This window comes from Citrobacter sp. Cpo100, assembly GCF_030332595.1.
Classification (GTDB): Bacteria; Pseudomonadota; Gammaproteobacteria; order Enterobacterales; family Enterobacteriaceae; genus Citrobacter; species Citrobacter portucalensis.
The window spans coordinates 272,509-285,547 of the sequence record NZ_JAOWHM010000026.1 but is presented as its reverse complement, the minus strand read 5'-3'; the positions used below and the strand labels follow the sequence as shown (position 1 = coordinate 285,547).

Annotated in this window: 14 protein-coding genes; 6 read left to right on the top strand and 8 right to left on the bottom strand. The window is 51.1% G+C overall.

Annotation, left to right across the window (positions count from 1 at the left end):
- Window positions 1-2 precede the first annotated feature (2 nt).
- The 4 genes from hybO to yghX form a co-directional block, all read right to left on the bottom strand.
- Entirely contained in the window at window positions 3-1,121 is a 1,119-nt protein-coding gene (hybO, locus tag OGX96_RS04845; protein WP_003024486.1) for a hydrogenase 2 small subunit, read from the bottom strand.
- Between the two features lie 188 nt (window positions 1,122-1,309).
- Complete coding sequence (locus OGX96_RS04840; protein WP_003024490.1) at window positions 1,310-1,597, bottom strand: DUF2623 family protein; 288 nt, start codon at window positions 1,595-1,597, stop codon at window positions 1,310-1,312.
- An 84-nt stretch (window positions 1,598-1,681) separates the two neighbouring features.
- Window positions 1,682-3,322, bottom strand: coding sequence for a methyl-accepting chemotaxis protein (locus OGX96_RS04835; RefSeq protein ID WP_008785806.1), 1,641 nt, complete (start codon window positions 3,320-3,322; stop codon window positions 1,682-1,684).
- Window positions 3,323-3,537: 215 nt separating this feature from the next.
- Window positions 3,538-4,425: a YghX family hydrolase gene (gene yghX, locus OGX96_RS04830; RefSeq protein ID WP_286582357.1), complete on the bottom strand. Its 888-nt coding sequence runs from the start codon at window positions 4,423-4,425 to the stop codon at window positions 3,538-3,540.
- Between the two features lie 155 nt (window positions 4,426-4,580).
- Here yghX and OGX96_RS04825 point away from each other — a divergent pair, with 155 nt between their 5' ends.
- Window positions 4,581-5,621: an aldo/keto reductase gene (locus tag OGX96_RS04825; RefSeq protein ID WP_032945003.1), complete on the top strand. Its 1,041-nt coding sequence runs from the start codon at window positions 4,581-4,583 to the stop codon at window positions 5,619-5,621.
- Between the two features lie 68 nt (window positions 5,622-5,689).
- Here the strand turns inward: OGX96_RS04825 and OGX96_RS04820 are convergent, their stop codons facing one another.
- Complete coding sequence (locus OGX96_RS04820; protein WP_008785809.1) at window positions 5,690-6,193, bottom strand: ESA_00282 family adhesion-associated protein; 504 nt, start codon at window positions 6,191-6,193, stop codon at window positions 5,690-5,692.
- Between the two features lie 104 nt (window positions 6,194-6,297).
- Here OGX96_RS04820 and OGX96_RS04815 point away from each other — a divergent pair, with 104 nt between their 5' ends.
- Window positions 6,298-6,702 (top strand): hypothetical protein, encoded by a 405-nt coding sequence (locus OGX96_RS04815; RefSeq protein ID WP_008785810.1) that lies wholly within the window; start codon window positions 6,298-6,300, stop codon window positions 6,700-6,702.
- Window position 6,703: 1 nt separating this feature from the next.
- The gene (locus tag OGX96_RS04810; RefSeq protein WP_008785811.1) at window positions 6,704-7,111 is read left to right on the top strand and encodes a hypothetical protein; all 408 of its coding nucleotides are present in this window, start codon (window positions 6,704-6,706) and stop codon (window positions 7,109-7,111) included.
- A 77-nt stretch (window positions 7,112-7,188) separates the two neighbouring features.
- On the opposite strand, the gene exbD is transcribed toward OGX96_RS04810, so the two are convergent.
- Together exbD and exbB are read right to left on the bottom strand one after the other, a co-directional pair.
- Entirely contained in the window at window positions 7,189-7,614 is a 426-nt protein-coding gene (gene exbD, locus OGX96_RS04805; protein ID WP_003828370.1) for a TonB system transport protein ExbD, read from the bottom strand.
- A 6-nt stretch (window positions 7,615-7,620) separates the two neighbouring features.
- Window positions 7,621-8,355 carry a tol-pal system-associated acyl-CoA thioesterase gene (exbB, locus tag OGX96_RS04800; protein ID WP_003024507.1) on the bottom strand — a complete coding sequence of 245 codons (735 nt, stop codon included), beginning with the start codon at window positions 8,353-8,355 and terminating at the stop codon, window positions 7,621-7,623.
- 250 nt (window positions 8,356-8,605) lie between these two features.
- On the opposite strand from exbB, the gene metC reads away from it, so the two are divergent.
- Both metC and yghB read left to right on the top strand, forming a co-directional pair.
- Complete coding sequence (metC, locus tag OGX96_RS04795) at window positions 8,606-9,793, top strand: cystathionine beta-lyase (protein ID WP_286582330.1); 1,188 nt, start codon at window positions 8,606-8,608, stop codon at window positions 9,791-9,793.
- 131 nt (window positions 9,794-9,924) lie between these two features.
- Entirely contained in the window at window positions 9,925-10,584 is a 660-nt protein-coding gene (gene yghB / locus OGX96_RS04790) for a DedA family general envelope maintenance protein YghB (protein WP_003024510.1), read from the top strand.
- A 70-nt stretch (window positions 10,585-10,654) separates the two neighbouring features.
- Here the strand turns inward: yghB and OGX96_RS04785 are convergent, their stop codons facing one another.
- Entirely contained in the window at window positions 10,655-11,554 is a 900-nt protein-coding gene (locus OGX96_RS04785) for an AraC family transcriptional regulator (protein WP_153752246.1), read from the bottom strand.
- A gap of 194 nt (window positions 11,555-11,748) precedes the next feature.
- Between OGX96_RS04785 and yqhD the strand changes: the two genes are divergently transcribed.
- Window positions 11,749-12,912 (top strand): alcohol dehydrogenase, encoded by a 1,164-nt coding sequence (gene yqhD / locus OGX96_RS04780; protein ID WP_286582326.1) that lies wholly within the window; start codon window positions 11,749-11,751, stop codon window positions 12,910-12,912.
- The last annotated feature ends 127 nt before the right edge of the window (window positions 12,913-13,039 follow it).

Sequence of the window (13,039 nt, the reverse complement as noted above, 5' to 3'; positions counted from 1 at the left end):
GGTTATTCTCCCCGTGAGTCAGCGTTATCTTTCTTCTGCTGACGCCCCAGTTCACGAACCGCCATCACGCTGACGCCGGCAACCAGTCCTACTACGCCACCCAGCAGTCCAATCGCTCCGGCAGAAACATTGCCGCCTTCTTTCATGTTGACGTCAGGTTTCTCGGAACGCGGAGTTTGGTTTTCCACATGAGCAAGCTGGTGAATACCTTTATGGAAGCCGACACCTTCTTCGTTACAGCCGTAGCAAGGGTGACCGATAGCCACCGGCCACACGCCGCCCACATCGCAGAATTGCAGCGTTGAGCAGTTGCCGTAGGTTTCTGGTCCTTTACAGCCCAGATGGTAGAGGCACCAACCTTCACGGTGGCCTTCATCACCAAACTCTTTAGCAAAACGACCAGCATCGAAGTGCGGGCGACGTTCGCAGTGTTCGTGAATCAAACGGCCATAGGCGAATGTCGGACGGTTTTTGGTATCCAGCTTCGGCGGCTTACCATAAGTGATGATATGCGCGACCGTTGCGAGGAAGTTATGCGGGTTCGGCGGACAGCCGGGGATGTTGATGATGGTTTTGCCTGGCAGAACTTCTTGCAGGCCGACGGCACCCGTTGGGTTAACGCCAGCGGCAGCAACACCACCCCACGCGGCGCAAGAGCCGATGGCAATGATAGCGGCTGCGCCTTCTGCGGCCCGGCGGATGTGATCCACGATCGGCTCGCCGGCAACCATGCAGTAAATACCATTATCTTTCAGTGGGATAGAACCATCTACTACCAGAACATATTGCCCTTTGTACTTCTCCAGAGCGTTATGTTTGTTCTCTTCGACCTGATGGCCGAAGGCGGCAGAGAGCACCTCATGGTATTCCAGAGAGATTGTCTCCAGAACGAGGTTTTCCACTGTAGGGTGTGTCGCGCGAAGCAGCGATTCAGTACAACCCGTACACTCCTGAGCACCAATCCAGATAACCGGTGGGCGCTGAGGACGAGAAACTGATTCGGCCATTTCTGCGGCGGCTTTGCTACTGAGCCCCATGGTAGCGGCCAGTGCTGCACAAAGCTTCATGAAATCACGGCGATTAATGCCGCTCGAATTGATGAGAGAGTTATCTCCAGTCATTTTATAGTTATTCCGTTGCGAAGACCTGGCTTTTATTTTGCACCATTCGCATGTTGCATATTGCGATCGGCGCGCCATTACCACACTTTTTATATGGTTATGTGCATTATAATACTTCGGCGGAGCAACAAAACGAAGGCGTAGGTCAATAGTGTAATTAATTAAAGCAAGATAATACCCCTTTCGGATCAAGCTTCGAGTCGATAGCCAGCCATGAAAAACCGAATTGTTGTACTGGACTGGTTCTCTTTAAAGAAATCCATCACCATCTCTTTATCCAGCCCATAACGGCGCGTCAGGATCCCCGCTTCCCACGCGCTGAGCTGTCGATCGCCCGTTTTTTCAAACATTCGATGTGAAAATCCCAGCACAAAACCACGCTTATAATCCGCACAAAAATTCGCCACCGAGCGTGCACTGTCCGCACTTGAGGCGTTTAATCCGGCCATCAGGCCTTTACCAAAATGGTTGTCCATGCATAACCTCCAATCGCTATATAATAAATTATATAGCGATTTTTTAAGCAAAGACCAGAGGTATCACGAACTTTTTATAACGGCTTAAAAGGACACCCACTCATCCGTTTTAGCGGCCGCAGACGTTTTGCTGTCTGCTGAAGAGGAAGTGGTTTGGCTGGCTGCGTATTGCACATCATTAGCGGAAAGGCGGAACTGTTGCACCGAGCGTTGCAGCTCCTCTGTTTGTCGTTCCAGCGCCACTGCCGCGGCGGAAACTTGTTCTACCAATGCAGCGTTCTGTTGCGTTACGCTGTCCATCTGCGTGATCGCCACGCTCACCTGCGAGATACCCTTATTCTGTTCTTCCGAGGCAGAGGCAATTTGCTTCATGATGACAGTCACTTCGGTGGCGCCGCGCAGAATCGCCTCCATGGTTAATCCTGTTTCTTTAACCAGACGAGCACCCTGATCAACACGACGCGATGACTCGCCAATCAGCGTCTCAATCTCTTTCGCCGCCCCGGCGCTGCGACTGGCAAGGTTACGTACTTCACCGGCGACGACGGCAAAACCGCGCCCCTGCTCGCCTGCCCTGGCTGCTTCAACCGCCGCGTTCAGCGCCAGAATGTTGGTCTGGAAAGCAATACTATTAATAACTGACGTGATTTCCGCGATCTGTTTAGAGCTGGCGGCAATGCCGTCCATCGTCTCTACCACTTCTGAAACCAGCGTGCTCCCTTTGCCTGCCGTTTCTGTGGCCGTATCGGCAAGCTGGCTGGCTTCACGCGCATTTTCTGCGTTCAGTTTTACCGTTGCGGTCAGTTGCTCCATGCTGGCAGCGGTCTCTTCCAGAGCCGCAGCCTGCTCTTCAGTACGTGAGGAGAGATCGTTATTGCCGGTCGAAATTTCCGTCGCCCCTCGCCAGATGTTGTCACTACCTGAACGGATGGTACTGACGGCTTCACGTAGGCTATCCTGCATCGCGCACAATAACGGCACCAGTTGACCCACACAGTTACGACCAAAATCTTCGATGGGATGGCTGAGATCGCCCTGCGCAATCTGCTGGAACTGTTGGCGAATACGTCCCAGCGGTTTCACCATCATGGAAACAAGGTAGCGGTCGGTAAAGAAAAGGAGGGCAATCCCAAGGATCACGGCGGTGATAATTAGCGTCCGGATGATAGAGGTTTTGCCATCGACCATCACGCGGGTGGTATCGAGTCGCTCGCCTGCCGTGGCGTTAAAACGCTCGGCACTGGCGCCAAATTCACGGCTCAACGCGGGTGTAATAGTGCTGGCATGCTCAGCAAAGGCCGTAAGCGTTCCCTGCTGCGCCAGCTGCATTTGCGGGATCACGCCGTTGTCCAGCAGCGCCTGCCACTTCGTCAGTACTGCGTTAGCGACGTCAGGGTCCATAGGGCCCGGAGATAATGTTTTCATCTCCTGGAGTTTTTTGCTCATATTCTCCAGGGACTGTTGCGCTGGCGCAAAATCAGGCGTTCCGCCACTCATTTTGACATCCATGGCGCGACTTAAGCGCGTTACGAAGCGAAAGTACTGATCGTTGCCCTGACTGAGAACCGTCATCTGATGGACAAGATGACGGTCAATATCATTGCCTTCAGATATTTTTGATAACGAATGAAGACTGAATAAACCCACGCCCGACCAGAGCAGGCAAAAAAGTCCCAGTATTGCCAACATGACAATACGAATAGTGAAGTTTTTCAGCAAACGCATAATAATTTCCTTGCCGTTGATGAGGAATTCGCCATCAGGCGATACTTATCCTTGTTATCGGCAGGCAGTAGAGAAGATATAATGCGTTCTTTATTTTTTTACTTTCTTAAGTACATCCACTCTCTCTCCACACTATATCAATATGAATGCTAATGAAATTAGGTAGCATTATTATTCAGGTAATTAGTTATAAGCATTAAATAATCTATTGTTTTCTATCGCAAATATTTGTTAAACCACGCAAGAGTACGTTCCCAGGCTAAATCAGCGGCAGCTTTATCATAACGGGGGGTCGAATCGTTGTGAAAGCCATGATTAACGCCGGGATAGATATAGGCTTCATAGACTTTCTTATTGGCCTTAAGCGCCGCTTCATAGGCAGGCCATCCCTCATTAATACGTGTGTCTAATTGCGCATAGTGCAGTAATAAAGGCGCGTTTATTTTGGGGACATCTGATGCAGGAACCTGCCGCCCATAAAAAGGCACCGCGCAGGCCAGTTTAGGGAAAGCTACAGCAGCGGCATTCGACACACCACCACCGTAGCAAAATCCGGTGATACCTACCTTTCCCGTCGTCCCTGAATAAGATTGCATAAATTCAATGGCGGCAAAAAAATCATTCATCAACTTTACGGGGTCAACCTGCTGCTGCAATTCCCGACCTTTATCATCATTGCCCGGATATCCCCCTACCGAACTTAATCCATCCGGCGCAAGTGCCATAAAGCCCGCCTTCGCCACCCGTCTCGCCACATCTTCAATATACGGATTCAGCCCACGATTCTCATGCACTACCACCACCGCCGGAACTTTCCCTGTCACCTTCGCAGGTTTAACTAAATACCCCCGCACATCACCATGCCCTTCAGGCGAAGGATAGGTAATATATTCCGCCAAAATATCGGGATCGGTAAATTCTACCTGCGTTGCGAGGGCATAGTTGGGTTTCAATAAATTGAATAAAGCCAACGCCGTCATGCCACCCACTGCATATTTCGCTGCCAGATTGAGAAACTCGCGTTTCGTTATTTTGCCATGCGCGTAATAGTCATAGTAGTCGAGCAGTTCTTGCGGAAAATCTTTGGCAGTCAAACGCGGCATCGTCGCACTCCTGATTGGTGTTTTTTTAAGCAAAGCACAGTGACCTGTTTTTGCCCAGTTTTTCATCTCAATGTGACCTGGTGAACGGGATATTCACCGTGAACCCGCTAGAATAGAAACGTTGTTTCGAAATTCACCTGCACTAAGGAGATCTCATGGCCTGGTTTGCCAATCCTGAACGTTACGAGCAGATGCTCTATCGCTACTGTGGGCGCAGCGGTTTGCGTTTACCCGCGCTATCGCTGGGTTTATGGCACAGTTTTGGGCACGTTCAGGCGCTGGATTCACAGCGCGCCCTGTTGCGTAAAGCATTTGATTTAGGCATCACGCATTTTGATTTAGCCAATAACTATGGGCCGCCACCAGGCAGCGCAGAAGAGAATTTTGGCCGATTACTGCGCGAGGATTTTGCACACTATCGCGATGAACTGATTATCTCCACCAAGGCAGGCTATGACATGTGGCCTGGGCCATACGGTTCTGGCGGTTCGCGCAAATACCTGCTCGCCAGCCTCGACCAGAGTCTGAAACGCATGGGTCTCGACTATGTCGATATCTTCTACTCTCACCGCGTTGACGAAAATACGCCAATGGAAGAGACCGCCTCGGCGCTGGCCCACGCCGTGCAAAGCGGTAAAGCGCTGTATGTCGGCATCTCATCCTATTCTCCGGAACGTACGCAGAAAATGGCCGAGTTGATGCGGGAATGGAAAATTCCATTGCTGATCCATCAGCCGTCTTACAACCTGCTTAACCGCTGGGTAGACAGCAGCGGCCTGCTGGATACGCTGGAATCCAACGGCATGGGCTGCATCGCATTTACGCCGCTGGCTCAGGGACTGCTGACGGGGAAATACCTTAACGGTATTCCGGAAGGTTCACGCATGCAGCGTGAAGGGAAAAAGGTTCGTGGATTAACGGAAAACATGCTGACGGAAGAAAACCTTACCAGCCTGCGTTTGCTTAATGAGATGGCGCAACAGCGTGGACAGTCGATGGCACAAATGGCCTTAAGCTGGCTGCTAAAAGACAACAGGGTAACGTCGGTATTGATTGGCGCCAGTCGACCGGAGCAACTGGAAGAGAACGTTCAGGCGCTGGCGAATCTGACGTTCAGCGCCGAAGAACTGGCGCAGATCGATAAGCACGTCGCGGACGGTAAGCTGAACCTGTGGCAGGCCTCATCTGACAAATAGCCGTAGGTAATCCCGTGCCGGGTAGCAACGTTGTTCTTCCCGGCACGTAATACGGGCCAGCCAGCTCCTCACACCTCTTCTGCTTTGATTTCTGGGCGCTGATATTCCGGCCACACCAGCGCGACAAGTGCAGGATATGCTTCCAGGCTGAACTCCCTGAAGCACTGACGTAAGTTAAGCACGTCCAAATCGGCATGCGGGACTTTCTCGCCACTCAGACAGCGTTTTTTAATATTGTCGTAATATTTATACACCGCAGAGTTGAGATCGCTGCAACGCCGCTGTGCATCAAATAGCCCTGGCGTCTCATTCAGCTCCACCATTGTCATCCGTTTGATCGTCGAGTGGATAAAATCGATATATTCGTGATTGACACGCCAATACCAAACCGGAGTAATCGAATTCATCAGTACCGAGAAATGATCTTCACCCTCTTCTTTACTCAGTATTTCCGGCTGGTTTTCAGCGTATCCATTTTCTGCATTACGGTTTTTATTTGCACTGCGCATCAACAAAAGTACCCCGCAGGTCAGCAATAGCAGGGTAATAACAGAATAAAATATACTGTTCATATACTGGCTCCATTTTTTTTGATTTTAAAATTACGCCATGCTATTGTCAACGCGGCATGGTTTATTTAAAACAACATATCATTGGCATCAAAGGATATTTCAACATGCTTCCCGAGCATCTTGTTCCCTCGCGTTTTCACTTATCCAGCTCACCTGACAATACCACCTCCACAGATAATAGTGAAAATTTGACTCAGGGGAAGATAACATTAAGCGATTACGAATCCGATATTTTGATTAGCTCTGCTGCTACCGGCCAGTCACGAAATATGCTATTTGAAGAGTGCGACCGTCATTTAAAAGAGCGTCTATTTCGTGCAGCAAAAATTGAGTCATTCTCTCGCCTGCTCAATTCACTACAGGCAGAAGGCGACATTAATGCACAAGAATTAAGTAAAATTTTGACTCAAAAAACAGCCATCATAAATGAACAGGGCAACAAAATTTGGCTTAATTTAATTACCCGTGAAACCAGCGACCCTATTTTTTATTCTCTGGAAGAGAAATAAAATGAAAGATGTTGAGGATAATAATGTTTATTTGGCTTTAGATAACCATAAAAGCGATGAGTTTGTCTTAAAGCAAAATTTAGCCGTGTTGATTGCCAATAAAAACGCGACACTGGAAAGCGTTGCTCAGGAGATAGTCTCTATTCCCGCTGCACTGGTGCGGATGAAATGGCAAAATCGCCGTGAAATTTACTCGCTACAGGCTAAAGAAGAGATCTACGGTGCCGCGATCGAAGCCATTATGGAGCAGCAACCAGAACTGCGGGACAAAATCATGGCCCGACTGGAAAGCACCTACCAGCATATACTCGCGCGGGAAACGGCCACCTTACGCCTGACGCGAAAGCTGTCTGAAGGGAACTACGAACCCACCAGGATAACCACGGTCGCGTTAGATGAGAACAGATAAGAACAAGTGTGCGAGGGAGTTGAATCAGGAGAGACACGCCGGGTAAGGCGGTAACCATTACCCGGCAATGAGGAAGATTACTTCGCTTTCACTGTCTCTTCGCCAACCAGACCAATCTTCAGGAAGCCCGCCTGATGCAGCGTATCCATCACCTTCATCATGGTCTCATAATCAACGGTTTTATCTGCCCGGAAGAAAATCGTGGTGTCTTTCTTCCCTTCAGTTAGCGCATTTAGCTCGTTAATCATGGTTTCATCCGTCACCTGATTGTTGCCAATGAACATACTCTTATCGGCTTTAACTGACAGGTAAACCGGTTTTTCCGGACGCGGCTGCGGCGTGCTGGTGGAGGCAGGGAGATTCACCTTCACATCTACGGTTGCCAACGGCGCGGCAACCATAAAGATGATCAATAAAACCAACATAACGTCGATAAACGGCGTCACGTTGATTTCATGCATTTCACCGTTATCGTCCAGGTTTTCATTAAAGCTCATTGCCATGGAACATTATCCTACACGTAATTTCTGCGCTGCACGTACCGGATGCGCGGATGCGCTTGCATTCAGGTCCAGATCGCGACTTTGCAGCAACAGCACCTGTGCCGCGACGTCGCCCAGCATCGCTTTATAGCTGCCAATCTGACGTGCGAAAATGTTGTAGATAACAACAGCTGGAATTGCTGCGACCAGACCGATTGCGGTCGCTAACAGCGCTTCTGCGATACCCGGCGCAACAACGGCGAGGTTGGTCGTTTGGGTTTGTGCAATCCCGATGAAGCTATTCATGATGCCCCATACGGTACCGAACAGACCGACGAATGGAGAGATAGCCCCGATGGTGGCCAGGTATCCGTTACCGCGGCCCATATGACGACCTACCGCCGCCACACGACGCTCCAGACGGAAGCCGGTACGCTCTTTAATGCCTTCGTTATCGTCGCTGCCTTCTGACAGTTCCAGCTCGTTCTGCGCTTCGTTAATCAACTGTGCGCCCAGGCTTTTGCCATCGAATCCTGCGGCAATTTCACTTGCCTGATCTAAAGAGCGGGCTTCCGCCAGCAGTTGCTGTTCACGCTTAAGGCGGCGTTTCTGAGTAAAGAACTCAAGGCTCTTACTAAAGAAGATAGCCCAGGTGACCACTGACGCCAAAATCAGCCCAATCATCACGCACTTAACCACGATATCGGCGTGCTGATACATACCCCAGACGGAAAGATCCGTCTGCATCAAATTATTACCCACTCTGTATCTCCAGGACGCAAATCACAAAATCTGAGCGTAATCATATCAAAACGACGTCGAATTGATAGTCGTTCTCATTACTATTTACATATTGCCGCACCTTTGGTTTCTTTTCCTTGCGCTTACGCAGTAAAAAAGTCACCAGAAGCATTTTGAGATTATTTTCTACTGTATGACCGTTCTGCAGGATGCGTCATCTTTGATTCATGGTAGTTTAGACATCCAGACGTATAAAAACAGGTAAGACAACATGGCAGATAAGCAACTTGAAACCAAACTCGTTCACGCAGGACGCAGTAAAAAGTACACGCTGGGCTCGGTAAATAGCGTGATCCAGCGCGCTTCTTCGCTGGTTTTTGACACCGTAGAGGCCAAAAAACAGGCCACGCACAACCGGGCGAACGGTGCGCTTTTCTATGGGCGTCGCGGAACCCTGACGCATTTCTCTCTTCAGGAAGCGATGTGCGAACTGGAAGGTGGTGCGGGTTGCGCGCTGTTCCCCTGCGGTGCGGCGGCCGTTGCCAACACCATCCTTGCCTTTGTGGAGCAAGGGGATCATGTGCTGATGACCAACACAGCCTATGAACCCAGTCAGGATTTCTGTACCAAAATTCTCGGCAAGCTCGGCGTGTCCACCGGCTGGTTCGATCCGCTGGTTGGCGCCGATATCGTTAAGCACATACAGCCGAACACGAAAGTCGTATTTCTGGAATCTCCCGGCTCTGTCACTATGGAAGTGCATGATGTTCCAGCTATTGTTGCCGCCGTCAGAAGCGTCGCGCCGGATGCAATCATCATGATTGATAACACCTGGGCTGCCGGGGTGCTGTTCAAAGCGTTGGATTTTGGCATTGATATCTCTATTCAGGCAGGCACCAAATATCTGATTGGTCATTCTGACGGCATGGTCGGCACGGCGGTATCTAATGCCCGCTGCTGGGATCAACTGCGCGAAAATGCCTATCTGATGGGGCAAATGCTGGACGCCGATACCGCCTATATGACCAGCCGTGGACTGCGTACGCTGAGCGTTCGCCTGCGTCAGCACCATGAAAGCAGCTTAAAGGTCGCCGAGTGGCTGGTCAGCCATCCGCAGGTCGCCCGCGTGAACCACCCGGCACTGCCCGGCAGCAAAGGGCATGAATTCTGGAAGCGTGATTTTACCGGCAGCAGCGGCCTGTTCTCCTTTGTATTGAATAAGAAGCTCAATAATGAGGAGCTTGCTGCGTATCTGGATCACTTCAGCCTGTTCAGTATGGCCTACTCCTGGGGCGGTTTTGAGTCGCTGATTCTCGCCAACCAGCCGGAACACATTGCGGCAATCCGTCCGCAAGGCGAGGTGGATTTCAGCGGAACGCTCATCCGTTTACATATCGGTTTAGAGAATGTTGACGATCTGATTGCCGATTTGGCCGCAGGATTTGCCCGAATCGAGTAAAATTGCCACAGATGGACATATATGCAGACACTTCTGGTGGAAAAGTCTGCAATTGTTGCGTCCGGGATCAAGGCATCCCGGGCAATTCAGGAGTACAATCCACACATAAACGCTGTTCCACAGGAAAGTCCATGGTAGTCATTCAAGATATTGTCTCCGCGCTCTGGCAACACGATTTTGCCGCACTGGCGGATCCGCACGTGGTGAGCGTGGTGTACTTCGTCATGTTCGCCACGCTGTTTTTAGAAAATGGCCTGCTGCCCGCCTCCTTTTTACCCGGAGACAGCCTGTTATTACTGGCAGGAGCGCTGATCGCTCAGGACGTGATGAGTTTTTTACCTACCATAGCTATTCTGACGGCCGCAGCCAGTCTGGGCTGCTGGCTGAGTTATATTCAGGGACGCTGGCTAGGCAACACGCGCACGGTGAAAGGCTGGCTGGCGCAATTACCGGAAAAATACCATCAGCGCGCCACCTGCATGTTTGATCAACACGGCCTGATGGCGCTGCTGGCAGGGCGTTTCCTGGCGTTCGTTCGCACCTTGCTGCCAACGATGGCGGGCATTTCAGGGCTTCCTAACCGTCGGTTCCAGTTTTTTAACTGGCTGAGTGGCCTGCTGTGGGTCACCGTCGTCACCAGTTTCGGCTATGCGCTGAGCATGATCCCGTTCGTTAAACGCCATGAAGATCAGGTGATGACCTTTCTAATGATCCTGCCGATTGCCCTGTTAACCGCAGGATTGTTGGGAACATTGTTCGTGGTGATTAAAAAAAAATACTGTAGCGCCTGAGTATTATCCGTAGCCGGGGTAATTCCCGGCATTATGCCTGATGGCGCGCGGTTTTAAGGCCTACAAGAAATCAACTCCCCTGCATCATACGAATTCTTGCCGCATCTTCCCCCGGCGTTACGCCAAAGAAACGTTTGAACTCCCGACTGAATTGCGATGCGCTCTCATAGCCGACGCGCATGGCAGCCGCACTGGCCTTCATCCCATCGTGAACCATCATCATCCGTGCTTTATGCAGGCGATAGCTCTTAAGATATTGCAGCGGCGACGTGCTGGTCACCGCTTTAAAATTATGATGAAACGCCGACACGCTCATGTTCGCCTCTGCCGCCAGCTGTTCTACATTGAGGTTTTCGGTGTACTTGGTTTCAATCCGCTTCAGCACCCGGCTTATCAAACTGAAATGCGTCTGGCGACTGACCAGAGCAAGTAACGCGCCGCCGCGCGGTCCGGTCAGCACATGGTAGAGGATCTCGCGAATAATCTGTTTCCCCAGGATGCGCGCATCCAGCGGTCGCTCCATCACATCCAGCAGGCGCTCAGCAGCGCAGAGAATTTCGTCAGAGAGCGTTGCAGAGTTAATCCCGCTGGCCGCCATGGCGGGCTGGAACAGTTCGTCTTCCCCAATGTCCATCAGCAGCTCTTGCAATTGCAGGATATCGACATTCAGATAAATACCGGCCAGAGGAACCTCTGGCGTCGCATAGGTTTCACATTCAAAGGGTAAAGGTACGGTTAGCAGCAGGTATTCGTTGGCGTCATAGCGAAATACGCGCTCATTGATGTAACCAATTTTATGTCCCGAAAAGAGAAATATGATGCCTGGCTGATACATGACCGGTGTACGAGCCGCCGGCTCCGTACCGTGTAGCAGGCGGACATCTGGCAGCAATTCGTTAAGTTTATTTTCATTGTTTTTCAGCTGCTTAATTTTATTTGTCAGCAGAAGACAGATCTCATCACGGTTCATGGGGCACCATTTCATCATCGGTTTTCGACCCTGACATAATGCGCAGATTTATCCGTTTTCTCCAGCAGTCTGTAGAAATGGGCAAGACATCGGCAGAAATGAGCATTGAGAGCAACGCGGCGGGCGACCACAATGTTCATCATCCGGCAGACACTCACCTGCCCTCTTTTATTACCCACCAAAGGGAACGAGCAATGAACAACTTTAATCTCCATACCCCAACACGTATTTTGTTTGGTAAAGGCGCGATTGCTGAGCTGCGCGATCAAATTCCTCAGGACGCTCGCGTACTGGTTACCTACGGCGGCGGCAGCGTGAAAAAAACTGGCGTCCTGGCACAGGTTCAGGACGCGCTGAAAGGCCTGGATGTGCTGGAGTTTGGCGGTATCGAGCCAAACCCGTCTTACGAAACGCTGATGAACGCAGTAAAAATCGTGCGTGATGAGAAAGTGACGTTTCTGCTGGCGGTAGGTGGCGGTTCAGTGCTGGACGGCACCAAATTCATCGCGGCAGCTGCACAGTACGCTGACGGCATCGATCCATGGCGCATTCTGGAAACCCACGGCAACGACGTAACAAGCGCCATCCCGATGGGCTCCGTATTAACCCTGCCTGCAACCGGCTCTGAATCTAACTCCGGCGCGGTAATTTCGCGTAAAACCACCGGCGATAAACTGGCCTTTATGACCCCGTTCGTGCAGCCAGTGTTTGCCGTACTGGATCCGGTTTACACCTACACCCTGCCGCCGCGTCAGGTTGCAAACGGCGTTGTGGATGCTTTTGTTCATACCGTGGAACAGTATGTGACTTATCCGGTAGACGGGAAAATTCAGGATCGCTTTGCCGAAGGCATTCTGCTCACGCTGGTAGAAGAAGGTCCGAAAGCCTTGCAGGAGCCGGAAAACTACAACGTGCGTGCGAACGTTATGTGGGCGGCAACCCAGGCGCTGAACGGCCTGATTGGCGCAGGCGTACCGCAGGACTGGGCAACGCATATGCTGGGCCATGAACTGACCGCAATGCACGGTCTGGATCATGCTCAAACGCTGGCCATCGTTCTGCCAGCGCTGTGGAATGAAAAACGTGATACCAAGCGTGCCAAACTGCTGCAATACGCAGAGCGTATCTGGAATATCACCGAAGGTTCCGACGACCAGCGCATCGACACCGCCATTGCCGCTACCCGCGCTTTCTTCGAACAAATGGGCGTACCCACTCGCCTGTCTGACTATGGCCTGGACGGTAGCTCCATCCCGGCATTGCTGGAAAAACTGGAAGCACACGGTGGTACGCAACTGGGCGAACATCAGGACATTACGCTTGAAGTCAGCCGTCGGATTTACGAAGCTGCCCGCTAAGGTTTTTTAACCTCCGCCTTTCGTTTTTGGGTATTTATACCAGGCTTAAGTCACACCTAACTCACCGGGGGCTGCCCCGGTGAACTCAATTTACACCCAATCATTCATGAGGCATCGAGGCGGCAAT